Origin of the sequence: Pseudomonas sp. RL_15y_Pfl2_60, assembly GCF_963970595.1 — a bacterium.
GTDB lineage: Bacteria > Pseudomonadota > Gammaproteobacteria > Pseudomonadales > Pseudomonadaceae > Aquipseudomonas.
Genome location: NZ_CAXAOE010000005.1, coordinates 490,814 through 505,296, shown reverse-complemented (window position 1 = coordinate 505,296; position 14,483 = coordinate 490,814). Strand labels below are relative to the sequence as shown.

Annotated in this window: 15 protein-coding genes; 8 read left to right on the top strand and 7 right to left on the bottom strand. The window is 54.2% G+C overall.

Annotated features, from left to right (window positions below; translation table 11 throughout):
* Window positions 1-126: 126 nt before the first annotated feature.
* Window positions 127-1,326: a tyrosine--tRNA ligase gene (tyrS, locus tag AACY26_RS16465; protein WP_339515675.1), complete on the bottom strand. Its 1,200-nt coding sequence runs from the start codon at window positions 1,324-1,326 to the stop codon at window positions 127-129.
* 222 nt (window positions 1,327-1,548) lie between these two features.
* On the opposite strand from tyrS, the gene AACY26_RS16460 reads away from it, so the two are divergent.
* Together AACY26_RS16460 and AACY26_RS16455 are read left to right on the top strand one after the other, a co-directional pair.
* The gene (locus AACY26_RS16460) at window positions 1,549-2,970 is read left to right on the top strand and encodes a peptidoglycan DD-metalloendopeptidase family protein (RefSeq protein WP_339515674.1); all 1,422 of its coding nucleotides are present in this window, start codon (window positions 1,549-1,551) and stop codon (window positions 2,968-2,970) included.
* Window positions 2,971-2,976: 6 nt separating this feature from the next.
* Window positions 2,977-4,068, top strand: coding sequence for an anhydro-N-acetylmuramic acid kinase (locus AACY26_RS16455; RefSeq protein ID WP_339515673.1), 1,092 nt, complete (start codon window positions 2,977-2,979; stop codon window positions 4,066-4,068).
* Between the two features lie 81 nt (window positions 4,069-4,149).
* On the opposite strand, the gene erpA is transcribed toward AACY26_RS16455, so the two are convergent.
* The 4 genes from erpA to argC form a co-directional block, all read right to left on the bottom strand.
* A complete protein-coding gene (gene erpA, locus AACY26_RS16450; protein WP_010486164.1) occupies window positions 4,150-4,500 on the bottom strand; it encodes an iron-sulfur cluster insertion protein ErpA in 351 nt (116 codons plus the stop codon).
* A 73-nt stretch (window positions 4,501-4,573) separates the two neighbouring features.
* Complete coding sequence (locus AACY26_RS16445; protein ID WP_339515672.1) at window positions 4,574-4,999, bottom strand: bactofilin family protein; 426 nt, start codon at window positions 4,997-4,999, stop codon at window positions 4,574-4,576.
* A 9-nt stretch (window positions 5,000-5,008) separates the two neighbouring features.
* Window positions 5,009-5,695 carry a DUF6776 family protein gene (locus AACY26_RS16440; protein WP_339515671.1) on the bottom strand — a complete coding sequence of 229 codons (687 nt, stop codon included), beginning with the start codon at window positions 5,693-5,695 and terminating at the stop codon, window positions 5,009-5,011.
* Between the two features lie 47 nt (window positions 5,696-5,742).
* Window positions 5,743-6,777: an N-acetyl-gamma-glutamyl-phosphate reductase gene (gene argC, locus AACY26_RS16435; RefSeq protein WP_339515670.1), complete on the bottom strand. Its 1,035-nt coding sequence runs from the start codon at window positions 6,775-6,777 to the stop codon at window positions 5,743-5,745.
* Window positions 6,778-6,911: 134 nt separating this feature from the next.
* Between argC and hemJ the strand changes: the two genes are divergently transcribed.
* The 4 genes from hemJ (at window position 6,912) to AACY26_RS16415 (ending at window position 10,312) form a co-directional block, all read left to right on the top strand.
* Complete coding sequence (gene hemJ, locus AACY26_RS16430) at window positions 6,912-7,340, top strand: protoporphyrinogen oxidase HemJ (RefSeq protein ID WP_339515669.1); 429 nt, start codon at window positions 6,912-6,914, stop codon at window positions 7,338-7,340.
* 40 nt (window positions 7,341-7,380) lie between these two features.
* The gene (locus tag AACY26_RS16425; RefSeq protein WP_339515668.1) at window positions 7,381-8,334 is read left to right on the top strand and encodes an NAD(P)H-dependent flavin oxidoreductase; all 954 of its coding nucleotides are present in this window, start codon (window positions 7,381-7,383) and stop codon (window positions 8,332-8,334) included.
* A 170-nt stretch (window positions 8,335-8,504) separates the two neighbouring features.
* The gene (locus AACY26_RS16420; RefSeq protein WP_339515667.1) at window positions 8,505-9,458 is read left to right on the top strand and encodes a DUF805 domain-containing protein; all 954 of its coding nucleotides are present in this window, start codon (window positions 8,505-8,507) and stop codon (window positions 9,456-9,458) included.
* Window positions 9,459-9,520: 62 nt separating this feature from the next.
* Window positions 9,521-10,312 (top strand): SDR family NAD(P)-dependent oxidoreductase, encoded by a 792-nt coding sequence (locus tag AACY26_RS16415; RefSeq protein ID WP_339515666.1) that lies wholly within the window; start codon window positions 9,521-9,523, stop codon window positions 10,310-10,312.
* Here AACY26_RS16415 and AACY26_RS16410 read toward each other — a convergent pair.
* Entirely contained in the window at window positions 10,309-11,793 is a 1,485-nt protein-coding gene (locus AACY26_RS16410; protein ID WP_339515665.1) for an AAA family ATPase, read from the bottom strand. The genes AACY26_RS16415 and AACY26_RS16410 overlap by 4 nt on opposite strands.
* A gap of 288 nt (window positions 11,794-12,081) precedes the next feature.
* Here AACY26_RS16410 and coq7 point away from each other — a divergent pair, with 288 nt between their 5' ends.
* Complete coding sequence (coq7, locus tag AACY26_RS16405; protein ID WP_339515664.1) at window positions 12,082-12,729, top strand: 2-polyprenyl-3-methyl-6-methoxy-1,4-benzoquinone monooxygenase; 648 nt, start codon at window positions 12,082-12,084, stop codon at window positions 12,727-12,729.
* 105 nt (window positions 12,730-12,834) lie between these two features.
* Window positions 12,835-13,602 (top strand): carbonic anhydrase, encoded by a 768-nt coding sequence (locus tag AACY26_RS16400; protein WP_339515663.1) that lies wholly within the window; start codon window positions 12,835-12,837, stop codon window positions 13,600-13,602.
* A gap of 50 nt (window positions 13,603-13,652) precedes the next feature.
* On the opposite strand, the gene speD is transcribed toward AACY26_RS16400, so the two are convergent.
* Window positions 13,653-14,447 (bottom strand): adenosylmethionine decarboxylase, encoded by a 795-nt coding sequence (gene speD, locus AACY26_RS16395; RefSeq protein ID WP_010486151.1) that lies wholly within the window; start codon window positions 14,445-14,447, stop codon window positions 13,653-13,655.
* Window positions 14,448-14,483: the final 36 nt, after the last annotated feature.

Below are 14,483 nucleotides of genomic sequence, written 5' to 3'. Positions count from 1 at the left end.
ACACAGCTTTCACTGTTTTGCAACCCCTCTTTTTAAGCTAACTTCTTGTTTTACAAGAGGTTTTCCGAGAGGTCTACGCCGGAAGAGGTGCGCATTATAGGCACCTCAGATTTGCCGTCAAGGGTTTTATTCAGCTTTCAGGGTAATTCGTGCAAATGCCTTCTTGCCCGCCTGGTAAACCTGAGTCGTGCCCAGTTTAACTATATAGGTACGCTCAACCACTTCTCCGTCGACGCGCACCCCGCCATTCCCCAGCAGGTCACGAGCAGCAGCTGCGTTCTTGACCAGCCCTGCTTTATTAAGCAGGGCGGAGATAGGCATATCTTCCGCTGCGGACAGTTCGACTTCAGGCAGATCTTCCGGCAGCTCGCCTTCTTTCATACGGTTACCCGCAGAACGATGCGCATTGGCAGCAGCCTCTTCACCATGGAAGCGCGCAACAATCTCTTCTGCCAGTTTGATCTTGATATCACGAGGATTAGCACCACCTTCGACATCAAGCTTGAACTGATTGATCTCATCCATAGAACGGAAGCTCAAGAGCTCGAAGTAGCGCCACATCAACGAATCAGGCATCGACACCAGCTTGTTGTAGATAGCACCTGGCGATTCCTGAATACCAATATAGTTGCCCAGTGACTTGGACATCTTCTTAACGCCATCCAAGCCCTCAAGCAAAGGCATGGTGACAATGCATTGGGAAGACTGGCCATAGGAACGCTGCAGTTCACGCCCCATCAGCAAATTGAATTTCTGATCGGTACCACCCAGCTCCACATCTGCCTTTAATGCAACCGAGTCATAGCCTTGTACCAGCGGATACAGGAACTCATGGATCGCAATCGGCTGGTTGGTGGTATAGCGCTTATCGAAGTCATCGCGCTCAAGCATGCGCGCCACTGTGTATTGCGAAGCCAGCTTAATGAAGTCGGCCGGGGTCAACTGCTCCATCCAAGTCGAATTGAATGCAACCTCGGTTTTGGCTGGATCAAGAATCTTAAACACTTGAGCCTTGTAGGTTTCGGCATTATCCAAGACCTGCTCACGCGTCAGCGGCGGGCGCGTTGCACTCTTGCCGCTCGGATCACCGATCATCCCGGTGAAATCGCCAATCAGGAAAATCACCTGATGCCCCAATTCCTGGAACTGGCGAAGCTTATTAATAAGCACGGTATGCCCGAGATGCAGATCAGGCGCGGTTGGATCAAAGCCCGCCTTGATACGCAGCGGCACGCCCCGCTTGAGCTTTTCGACCAACTCGGATTCAACCAGGACTTCTTCTGCGCCACGCTTAATAAGCGCTAGCTGCTCTTCAACCGACTTCATGGCAGGGACTCATAACCACTAAAAATAAAGGTGAACAACGATACAAGATCGCTGACAAATGACAAGTTTTGCCAAGCGACAAACAAACTTACACCTTGAGAGCCACAACGAGGGTTGCCTCAAGGGCAATTTGGTTATATTTTATACAGTTAGTACATATTCATCATGTACAACCTTCTTTATTTATTTTTCTTTTCATCTTTTCGTAGCCAAAAGCCACCTATGACAAATATAACTAGCAAAAAGCCCCCCCTGTACCCCAAAACCCACATTCTCGCGGCCAGCGGGGTCGCCGCCATCCTTAGTCTTGCTCTTTTAGTATTTCCCACACGTGAAGTAGAAGCGAAAAAAACCTACATCGGCCTGGATTTAGACAACCCTGCTGAGCAGTTTGAACCAGGTAGCGATGCAGCTAGCCTGATTAACCCAGAAGATCCGGTGCCGACGCCCTTCGCCAAGATCGCCACACCAACACAATCCGAAAATACAGCTTTAGCGACCCCCGAATTAGCGCCTGAACTTGCCGAACCACCCAAGAACCCTAACGAACGTCAACTGACTGTTGAGAAAGGCGATACGTTGTCGACCTTGTTCGAGCGGGCCGATATCCCGGCCAGTACACTGCACGAAGTGCTTAGCAGCAGCAAAGAAGCGAAGAAACTCACGCGCATCAAAGCGGGTCAGGTTTTGGACTTCAAGGTCAACGATGCAGGCGAATTTGAAAGCCTAAGCAGCAAGCTGAGCAGTATGGAGACCGTCAGCATCACCAAGACTGCTGACGGCTATTCATTCAAACGCGATCTGGTTAAGCCCGAAATTCTCGACTCATACGCACACGGCGTAATTCGCAGCTCTTTGTCACAAGCAGGCCAGCGCGCCGGCTTGCCGCATAGCTTGACCATGCAATTGGCTAATATTTTCGGTTACGACATCGACTTCGCCATGGATATTCGCAATGGCGATGAGTTTGAAGTGATTTACGAAGACAAAATGGTCGATGGCAAGCGCGTCGGTAGCGGCAACATCCTGTCCGCACGCTTTACCAATCGCGGTAAAACCTACACGGCAGTGCGCTACACCGATAAACGCGGCAATACCACCTATTACGGAGCCGATGGCAAGAGCATGCGCAAAGCGTTCATTCGCACCCCTGTGGATTTCGCACGCATCAGCTCACGCTTCTCCAACGGCCGTCGCCACCCGATCCTGAACAAGATCCGCGCGCACAAGGGTGTTGACTACGCAGCCCCTCGCGGCACCCCGATCAAAGCAACCGGTGATGGAAAAATTGTCCTTGCCGGGCGCCGTGGCGGTTACGGCAATGCCGTCATCATCCAGCATGGCAACCGCTACCGGACGCTGTATGGCCACATGCAGGGCTTTGCCAAGGGCATCCGCACTGGCGGCACGGTCAAGCAAGGCCAGATTATCGGTTACATCGGCACCACCGGCCTGTCCACCGGCCCGCACTTGCACTATGAGTTCCAGGTCAATGGTGTCCATGTTGATCCGCTGAGCCAAAAGCTGCCGATGGCAGATCCAATCGCCAAAAGCGAAAAGGCTCGGTTCATGGCAGTGGCCAAACCATTGATGGCGCAGATGGATCAAGAGCGCAACACCATGCTCGCGCAAAACAAGCGCTAAGTTGCGATGCCTTACTATATAGGTGTGATGTCTGGTACCAGTCTCGATGGTCTGGACATCGCCCTGATCGAACAACAGCGCAATACCCGTCTCGTCGCAAGCCACTATATTTCGATGCCTGATGACCTACGCGCAGAGCTTTTGGCACTGTGCTCATCAGGCGCAGATGAGTTGGCACGAGCAGCACTTGCCGAGCAGCGCTGGGTCAAACTGGCAGCCCAAGGTGTCGCTCAGGTACTGGCCGACTCGGGATTAAAAGCCGAATCAATCCGCGCGATTGGCAGCCACGGCCAGACGGTTCGGCATGAGCCGGCACGCGGGTTCACCATCCAGATCGATAACCCCGCCCTCCTCGCCGAGCTTACCGGAATTACCGTGGTTGCAGATTTCCGGCGCCGTGACGTAGCCGCTGGTGGTCAGGGTGCACCGCTGGTTCCAGCATTCCATGAGGCGCTATTCGGCGAAGGCCAAGGCGCCAGAGCGGTGCTTAATATTGGCGGTTTCAGCAACCTCAGCCTGATTGAAGCAGACAGCCACGTCCATGGTTTCGACTGTGGGCCAGGCAATGTGCTGCTTGATGCATGGATCCAGCGCCAGCAACAGCAGAGCTATGACCGCGACGGTGCATGGGCGGCCAGTGGCCAAGTTCAACCAGATCTGTTCAACGCACTCTATGCGGATGCCTTCTTCCAGACCTCGGGCCCGAAAAGTACCGGGCGCGAACTGTTCAACCTCGCTTGGCTTGAACGCCAGATTGAAACGCTGCCCAGCTATAAGCCTGAAGACGTGCAAGCCACCCTGCTCGAACTGACAGCGCAAAGCATCGTCGACTCGCTGCAAGCGGCCCAGACCAATACTCAAGAATTACTTGTTTGCGGTGGCGGCGCGCACAACAAAGCCCTAATGCAGCGCTTGGCACAGCTGATGCCGAGTTGCCAGGTATCAAGCACTGCAGCTTATGGCGTGCCTGCCGACTGGGTTGAAGCCATGGCCTTCGCCTGGCTGGCACACTGCTGCCTGGAGAAAATTTGTGCAAACCGTCCGAGCGTGACGGGCGCTAGCGGATTACGCATCTTAGGCGCCATCTACCCTGCGTAGGCACAACAAAAAAGGCCGCGATATTCGCGGCCTTTTCATGGGCTGTAGCTTTTACCCAGCAACAGGGGCTAGGGCTGGCCTTTAAATAGAAAAGGACGAGCCACAGCCGCAAGTAGTGGTTGCGTTAGGGTTCTTGATCACGAACCGCGACCCCTCAAGCCCTTCTTGATAATCGACTTCAGCACCAGCCAAATACTGGAAGCTCATTGGATCGACCACAAGGCTGACCCCTTCGCGCTCGACGATAGTGTCATCGTCCGCGAGTTCTTCATCAAAGGTGAAGCCGTACTGAAAGCCAGAGCAACCACCGCCTGTGACAAACACACGCAGTTTCAAACGAGGATTACCTTCCTCATCAACCAGGCTCTTCACCTTGCTTGCAGCACCTTGAGTAAATTGCAAAGCCGTGGGGGTGAAGGTTTCGACGCTCATGCTGACTATCTCCCGGCGCTAAGCGCCATACTGCGTTGCGGCTATTATCCGCTTACCCTACAAAAGAGGTCAACTATTGTACAACATCAGCCTCGGTATCAACCAAAGTTTCTGGGAGCTCCAGCGGCCGCGCCTCATCTTTTAGATGACACAGGCTACCTTCGATTTGCGCGCCCATTGCCATCTCCATCAGGCCGTAATACAGATTTCCCTGCACACGTGCACGCGCGCCCAGTTCCAGGTTCTTGCTGGCGTAGACGTTACCTACGACTTCACCATCAATCACTATATGGGGTGCGCGGATCTCGCCTTCAACCTTGCCCTCAACACTGATGCGAACCATGCCTTCGCTGGTGATCAGATTACCACTGACTTGCCCATCGACCTGGACAGCGCCCAAAAACTTCAAGTCACCGCTCAAGGCAGCACCGGCAGCAATCAGGCTGGTCTTGCCGCTAAAACGCTGCAGGTCAGGTTTGGATTTTTCTTTATTCCACATAGGGATTACTTACTCTTTGTCTAACCATTTGAAGGTGCGCTCCAGCGGTTTTTCGCCTTTAATTTCGGCACGCACTCGTATCTGACTCGGTTCAAAACCGGCAGGCAATTCAAGCTCGGCAAACCTGCCTGCATCAGGGATCGATTTGAAATGCTTGAAGGTGTAAGGAATCAGCTTGCCCTTGAAGGTTACAAACTCACTTCGAGTCAGGCTCGCAAGCTCAAGCACCACTTTATCCTTTGAACCCTGGCTACCCTCGACCGTGATGTGCAGCTGGCCATTGAGCGGGTTGTCGTCTTTACCTACCCGACTGAGCAACACTTTGTAGCGAAAGCGCTGCGGATTTTCTGTTGCCTGCAGCTCAAAGGTTCGAATTCGCAAGCCCTTACGTCGGCTAGCAGGCGCAAGTACGCCTTTATAGAAAGAAAGATCCTGTTGTTCTTTGAAGATTTGCTCTTCAAGCAACTTAATCGTCAGGCGGTTTTGCTCATTGGCCTTTTCGGCGACGCTCGCCCCGCTAGTCGCGATCGCGACCTGGGCGCGCAAGTCATCCAACTGAGCTTCTTGCTCAGCCAGTCGCTTGGCCATCGGTTTGATTTGCCCCGCGAGGGTGTCTGTCTGCTGACGCTCCCAGTGCACTCCGCCATAAAATGCCGCAGGCAAAGCAAGCAGTAGCACCAAGACCAAAAAACGCATCCGCCCTGAGCGATCAGGACCGCTCGGACGTACCTCCCACCCCGCCATCAGGGCAGCAAAGCGGCGTGCGACAAACCAGCGCGCTCATCCAGGCCAAACAGGATATTCATGTTTTGAACGGCCTGGCCCGACGCACCTTTGACAAGGTTATCGATAACCGACAGCACCACGACCAGCTCGCCGCCTTGCGGGCGATGTACGGCGATACGACATACATTGGCGCCACGCACGCTGCGGGTTTCCGGGTGGCTGCCTGCCGGCATCACATCGACAAAGGGCTCATTGGCATAGCGTTTTTCAAACAGCGCCTGCAGATCAACGGAAGTATCAGCCACTGTTGCATAAAGGGTTGAATGAATACCGCGGATCATCGGCGTTAGATGCGGGACAAAGGTCAAGCCGACAGGCTGGCCAGCAGCCCGGCGCAGGCCCTGACTAATCTCAGGCAAATGACGATGACCTTTTACTGCATAAGCCTTCATGTTTTCGCCAGCTTCACTGAACAGTGAACCGACACTGGCCCCACGCCCAGCACCGCTAACGCCCGACTTGCAATCCGCAATCAAGCGGCTCGGATCGGCCAAGCCGGCCTCAAGCAGCGGCAAAAAGCCCAACTGGGTCGCAGTGGGATAGCAGCCGGGTACCGCAATCAAGCGCGCTCCCTTGATGGCTTCACGATTGACCTCTGGCAAGCCATAAACCGCTTCAGCCAACAACCCGGGGGCACCGTGCGGCTGGCCGTACCACTGGGCCCATTCCTCAGCGTTTTCGAGGCGAAAGTCAGCAGACAAGTCGATAACCTTGGTGCCTGCATCAAGCAACTCGCCGGCCAAGGCATGGGCAACACCGTGCGGCGTGGCAAAAAACACCACATCACAGGCGCCAAGGGTAGCCACATCAGGAACGCTGAACGCTAGGTCCGGATAGTGGCCGCGCAGATTTGGATACATCTCGTCAACGCGTAGCCCTGCTTCAGAGCGCGAAGTAATGACCGCCACTTGAGCTTGCGGATGCTGCGCCAATAAACGCAGCAGTTCGACACCGGTATAACCTGTGCCGCCGACGATTCCGACCTTAATCATTACTTGCCCCCTACAGAAAGCCACTGGAAAGCCTTTGATAATAAAGCCCTGAGACGATGCGGCCAACTAGCAGTGATGACGGATGCGTATCGGAGCACTACTATCGGGGTATTAATTTGTTCAGGTTGGTCTAAATGCTCTACTTGTGGCTCAAAGCGTTACACATCATCTCCATGGTCTGCTGGTTTGCCGGGCTGTTTTATTTACCGCGCCTGTTTGTCTATCACGCCATGAGTGAAGACAGTCTCAGCCGCGAACGCTTCTGCATCATGGAGCGCAAACTGTATCGCGGCATCATGACCCCCGCCATGCTCGCCACCCTGGTTTTTGGTGCGGCATTAATCAGCCTCAACCCAAGCTATTACTTCAGCCAAGGCTGGATGCACGCCAAACTAGTATTGGTGATACTTCTGATTGGTTATCAACACATGTGCGGAGCACAACTAAAACGCTTCGCTTTAGGTGAGAATACCCGCAGCCATGTGTATTTCCGCTGGTTCAACGAGGCGCCGGTGCTGGCTTTGATTGGCATTGTGATTTTGGTGATCGTTCGCCCGTTCTGATCTCATCCCAACCCATATACAACTCAAATAAGGTGCTGTGATGTCATTACCCAAATTGCTCGAACAAGGTTTACGCCTGCCCGTTGTTGCCGCACCAATGTTCCTGGTGTCCAACCCAAGTTTGGTGACCGCCTGCTGTAACAACGGGATAGTCGGCAGCTTTCCAGCGCTCAACCAGCGCGAGAGCAGTGGCTTTCGCGCATGGCTTGATGAAATTGAAGCAGGGCTCAATGACAACGCAGCGCCCTATGCGGTGAACCTGATCGTTCATGGCACCAACCCTCGCCTGCAAGCCGACCTGGCAATCTGTGTCGAGAAACGCGTACCTATAGTGATCACCAGCCTGGGCGCAGTTAAAGAGGTGGTGGATGCGGTGCACAGTTATGGCGGGCTGGTTTTCCATGATGTCACCACTCGCCGCCACGGCGAAAAAGCTGCAGAAGCAGGGGTTGACGGGCTGATTGCTGTCGCCGCGGGTGCCGGTGGCCATGCCGGGACCTGGAGTCCGTTTGCATTGATTGCCGAGTTGCGTCAGTTCTTCGATAAAACCTTGCTGCTTTCCGGCTGCCTGAATCACGGCCATGAAATTCTGGCAGCGCAAATTCTTGGGGCAGACCTTGCCTACATGGGCACCCGTTTTATTGCCACCCAGGAGAGTGACGCCGAAGCGGATTACAAACAGATGATTACCGAAGCCAAGGCTGCCGACATCATCCACACCCCGGCGGTGTCAGGTATCCCGGCAAGCTTTATGCGCCAGAGTTTGCAGCGTGCGGGCTATGACCTGGCCCAGCTGCAGCAAAAAGGTGAGGTTAATTACGGTGAGAAACTCAAGCCAATCAATGATGAAGCCAAAGCCTGGAAAACCGTATGGTCGGCTGGCCAAGGCGTGGGCGAAATCAATGAAATTCCAGACGTCAAATCCCTGATTTCACGACTGGATCACGAGTACAAAGCCGCTCAAGAGCGAGTCCTGCATTTACAACAGCGCTGAGTGAATCAATAATCACTGTCGCTTAAAGGCATATCGCCACTAATGCTTTAATCGGCACTTTACTGCCGCCCGGCATGCGCCCGAGGAAATTCGGCCTTTATATTCTAGGCTTAATCCAACGGCGTAATTGCCGCATTAACGACACACTAGCGCCGACAAGGAAAGCTCGCATGACTCAAGCTCGTTTCAAGATTGTTTTCAGTGGTGAACTAATGCCCGGGGTGGCACTTGAGACAGCCAAGGACAATCTAGCCAAGCTTTTTAAAAGTGATAACGCTCGAATCAATACTCTCTTCAGCGGCAGCCCGATCGCGCTCAAGCGTGACCTGCAGGAGGACGAAGCGGACAGGTACCTGGCAGCGTTGCACAATGCCGGCGCCAAAGCCATGAAAGAGCCGGACCTGGCTGCGAGCCTGTCACTGGTTGATACCGAAGACCATAAACAAGCGCCAGAGTCGGCTGAAACCATGCAGTGCCCAAAGTGCGGGCATCGACAGGATAAAGCCATCGAATGCTCAGCCTGTGGCATCGTTATCGAGAAGTTTCTGGCACGCCAGGCCTTGCAAGAAGAAGCAGCCAAAATTGCACCTGCAGCAACTGCAGCAGCGCCGGCACCTGCTGGACATACGCCGTACGCCCCACCGCAAGCGCCGGTGGGCGAGCGCTTGCCCGAGTTTGGCGAACTCAAGCCATTTACCACCGATGGTCGTATTGGCCGCCTGCGCTTCTTGGCGTGGACACTGATATTGATGTTGGTTTGCGCGCCGGTGTTTGGTATCGCAGCAGCAGGTTTTGCCCTATCAACGGCTGTTGGCGTTATCTTGATGGTCATGCTCAGTGTTGCGGTGGTCATAGTCGGTGTGATGATCAACGTTCAGCGCCTGCATGACCTCGGCTGGTCTGGATGGCTACTTCTCATTACTATCGTGCCTGTGGTGGGCAGCATCTTCAGTTTGGTGATGCTGGTAATGCCCGGCACTAATGGCCCCAACCGTTACGGCCCAATGCCACCCCCCAACACGACAGCGGTTAAGGTTCTTGCTGGCCTGTGGATTGCCTTCATTGGGCTTGCTGTTATCGTCGGTATCGCAATGCCTACTGCCTTCTCAGGTCTTGAGCCGTAAGCCAAGGCCTGTTGCCTTGTAAGCATGGGGCCAACGCTGGCCCCATCACGGAGTAATACCTCATGTCTCGATATGCTTTAGTAACCGGCGCCACAAGCGGTATTGGCTTGGCCCTGGCTGAAGCACTGGCCCGGCGCGGACGCCACCTGCTGCTGGTGGCTCGTCAACGTGAAGCGCTGGAAGCTATTGCCGCAGAGCTTGCCCAGCGCTTTTCGGTCGAGGTGTTAATCCGTGCTTGCGACCTGAGCAAGCCAACCCAATTAACCGGGTTGCTGATGGAACTGGAGGAAGGCACCTACTCCATTGATCTGCTGGTCAACAACGCTGGGCTCGGCACTTCCGGCGCATTCGTCGCTCAGGACTGGCAACAGGAACAACAACTGATAGAGGTCAACATGCTGGCTTTGGCGCGGCTGTGTCACTCAGTTGGCAATGTCATGGCAGGCCAGGGTAACGGCCAGATTCTCAACGTCGCCTCCGTAGCCGCTTTTCAACCTGGGGCATGGATGGCCAATTACTACGCCAGCAAAGCTTATGTGCTGCATTTGTCCGAGGCATTGCGCGAAGAGCTCAAGGAGCATGGTGTGGGCGTATCAGTGCTCTGCCCTGGGCCAACGCGAAGTGCATTTTTTCGCAAAGCAGCGCTGGATGACAGGCGCCTGGCGAGCAGCAAGCTGATGATGAGCGCTGAAGAGGTGGCGCTGGCGACCGTCCGCGCACTGGATAAGAACCGCGCAATAATTATTCCCGGCTGGCGTAACCGTCTGCTGGCATTCTCGCCCAAGCTGGCCCCGCGCTGGTTAGTGCGAAAAATCAGCGCGCGAATCAATCGCCAATTTCTCGCTCAACACTAGTCGCTGGCAGGTACCGTTCGATCTTTCGCCCAAGTGCGCAACGTCTCAAGATGCTCTGCCATCACCACCGATAACGGCGAGGTCGTCTGAATCTCTTGCAGCAGTATCGCGATATCCACTGGCTGCTGCCGTGCCTGGGCTGCATACAGCGAACTGACCACCGCCTGCTCGATCTCTGCACCTGAGAAACCCTCAGTGGCATTGGCCAGCAATTTCAAATCAAACTGCTGAGGATCAAGCTCACGGCGCTTGAGATGAATACTGAAAATATCCTCGCGGGTAGCGGCATTGGGCAAATCGACAAAGAACATCTCGTCAAACCGGCCTTTGCGAACCAGCTCAGGCGGTAGACGCTCGATGACGTTCGCGGTGGCCACCATAAACACCGAAGACTTGCGCTCAGCCATCCAGGTTAAAAGCGTTCCCAGCACTCGCTGGCTTACGCCGCCGTCGTTGTCACCGCTGGCCAGACCTTTCTCGATTTCATCGACCCACAACACGCAGGGCGACATCTGCTCAGCCAACTTCAGGGCTTCGCGCAGGTTGCGCTCGGTTTCGCCGAAAAACTTGTTATACAGACTGGCGAAATCCAGGCGCAGCAACGGTAACCCCCAGATACCAGCAATGGCCTTGGCCGCCAAGCTCTTACCGCCACCTTGAACACCGACCAACAGCACGCCCTTGGGCACGTCTTGGCTGGTGGCCTCAACAAAAGCGGACTGCCGGTCAGCCAACCAGCGTTTGAGATTCTCCAGGCCACCTACATCGGCAAAGCGTGCAGTTTCAGACTCAAAGCTGAGTACAGTTTCCAGATCAAGCAGTTGCGACTTGGCTTTATTCAACTCGGGTAAATCTTCTTGGGTGATTGCTCCATCATCACAGATCACCTTGCGCGCCAGAATGCGCGCCTCGGCATGGCTCATCCCGCGTAGATTCTTCACCACCTGCTGCAGCGTGCGATTGTCGGTGCGTACACGAATATTACGATTACCTTCGCTCCAGCGCGCCGCTTCCTCACGAACGATGGCCAGCAACTCATCTTCCCCCGGCAATGCCAGGCTGAAACGCGCGGCGTAGCGCTGAATTTCCGGCGGTAGCTTGCACGCATGTGAAACCAGCACCAGCGTCGGCTTGTGCTGGCTCTCATTCATGGCAATTTCTTTGAGCAAGCGCACCAGTTTCGGGTTATCTGGCAAGAACGGATGCAAGTCACACATGACATAAAGGTTGGGTTGCGGATCAGCCTTGATCAAGCGCAATGCCGCTTCAGGCTCATGTGATCCTTCCTGGCTGGACATCTCAGTGGCAAAGCCCAGGTGTTGCAAACCGTCAGTAACAGACCAGGTGTACAGGCCCAAGCTACGCTTGACTGCCAGACTGGTGAGCGTTTGCAGCACGCGCAACTCATCCCAAGACTCGATCAGCACCAGCTTGACTTTCGAATCGAGCACCAGGCCGAGATCATGTATATCGTTTTTCACAGCAACTCCCCTCTATTACCGGCCTGTTAGCAGCGATGCGCAAACATTGGCGCCGCAATAGACGCATGGCTCCATTTCAAGATAGTAAAGCCCTAGGCAAAGATAATCTTGTAACTGCTCAGGGTTTCGCTTGAAAGACTCAGTGAAATTAATAATCCATATTCAGCCACTATCATGAGCGAACGGCCATACGCGACAAGCGCGCTGCGCGCCCGGCTGATCTCGGTCAAGCCTTGTTCCAGCGATTAGCGTAAACTGTAGGCAATTGTTCTCGCCGGAGGTTATCCCATGGCCAGTGACCGCCAATACTCACCTGTTGATCGCCTGCTCTTGCAGGCTGATGTTGCGTTGCGCACGCTGCTGCCGTTCAGCGGCCAGCCAACGCGCCCATCACCCGCTGTTGTGCAGCCGGAAACTGAGCTTGACCAACAAGAGGCTAAACACATTGCCGGGTTGATGCGCATCAACCATACCGGCGAGGTTTGCGCTCAAGCGCTGTATCAAGGCCAGGCCTTGACCGCTAAGTTGCCCGAGGTTCGGGCGGCAATGGAACATTCCGCAGACGAGGAAGTCGATCACCTTGCCTGGTGCGAGCAGCGTATTCACCAACTTGGCGGACGCCCAAGTGTGTTCAATCCACTGTTTTATGGCTTGTCGTTCGGTGTTGGTGCCCTCGCTGGCCTGGTCAGCGACAAAGTGAGCTTGGGATTTGTGGCCGCCACTGAAGACCAAGTGGTCAAACACTTGGATGAGCACTTGGAGCAAGTGCCCGAGCATGACGAAAAGACCCGGGCAATTCTCGAACAAATGCGTGAAGACGAAAGCCATCACGCCAACACCGCGCTTGAAGCAGGCGGGATCAAATTCCCAAGACCGGTAAAGTTCGGCATGACCCTGCTGTCAAAAGTCATGACCAAGAGCGCTTACCGAATCTGACGCCAGGCCAAGTCAGCAGCAGGCCGATACCAGCAAGGCTTAGTCGGGTAGGACGCTCGACTGGGCAGCAAACGCTTCGCCCTATAAAACACAAGGAATGTGCTTATGCCCGTTAGACCAATTCGATTAAAACTGATTGCCAGCCTGCTCGCCGTATTACCGCTGTACAGCCTTGCAAGCGAATGGAGCTATTCTGGTAACAATGCCCCTGATCACTGGGCCATGCTCGACACCAGCGGCAGCTTCGCAACATGTGCCAAGGGCACTGCGCAATCACCTATCGATATACCCCGCGCCAGCACAACACATATCAATGCGGCATCAGCCAGTCTCAATATTAACTATCAACGCAGCCCGCTAAACCTTGTCAACAATGGTCACTCGATCCAAGCCAACGTAGCGGGTGACAGCAACCTTCAGTTTCAGGGCAAGACTTACAAGCTGCTGCAGTTCCATTTCCACTCCCCAAGTGAACACCTGTTCAACGGCAAACGTTTTCCCATGGAAATGCATTGGGTCAACCAGGCGCCGGATGGCTCGTTATTAGTGGTGGCAGCCATGATAGAGAGCGGCAAGAACAACGCCCAGCTTGAGCACATCTGGAGCAAAATGTTGCCGCAGAAAAAGGGCACGCATGTGGCAATCAGCCAAGCACAGGCACCTGATCTCAGTATGATTTTGCCCAGCGCCAGCAAGCACTTTTTCTACAAGGGATCGTTGACCACGCCTCCCTGCACCGAAGGCGTGCAATGGGTATTGTTTGAGCAGCCATTGCAGCTGTCCGCAGACCAGATCGGCGCATTCCAGCATATTTTTGCTGACAACCACCGTCCAGCTGCAGCGATCAATCAGCGCGAGATTGATGAGGACTGAATAGTTATAAAAAAGCCCGCATTAGCGGGCTCTTTTACTCAGCAGACCATCTACTTGGGCATATTACGCGCGTAGAAGATCTCCAGCATCTCGTGACGCAAGCGCGCTTCGACCTGCTGGCGCTGCTCTGGTGTCAGGCTACGGGTGGCGTCACCGAAAAGGTAATCATCCAGGTCGTAGTTCTTGAGCAACATCTTGGTATGGAACAGGTTTTCCTGATACACGTTGACGTCCGTCATTTGATAGGCGTCTTGCGTGTCATCGGACAGGTAATTCTGGATTGAATTGATTTCATGGTCGATAAAGTGCTTCTTACCTTCAACGTCGCGAGTAAAGCCTCGCACTCGGTAATCGACAGTCACGATATCCGAATCAAATTGATGAATCAGGTAATTCAGCGCCTTGAGCGGTGAAATCACGCCGCAAGTCGATACGTCGATATCAACCCGGAAAGTGGCAATACCATCTACCGGATGGATTTCCGGGTAGGTATGTACGGTGATGTGGCTTTTATCCAGATGCGCAAGGATGGTCTCAGGCAGCGGGCCTGGCGATTCCTCGATCTGGCTCTCGGTCGGCTCAACCGGCTGCTCGGAAATCAGGATGGTTACGCTAGCGCCTTGCGGCTCGTAATCCTGGCGGGCAATGTTGAGGATATTGGCACCGATAATGTCAACAACATCAGTGAGAATCTGCGTCAGGCGCTCAGCATCGTATTCTTCGTCGATGTACTGAACATAGGCCTGCTGGTCTTCCGGCGTTTCCGCGTAGCAGATGTCATAGATGTTGAAGCTCAAGGTCTTGGTCAGGTTGTTGAACCCATGGAGCTTGAGTCTGCTTTTCACCGTTTTAAAACTCTCTATAGAAAGCGGCAAGGCCGC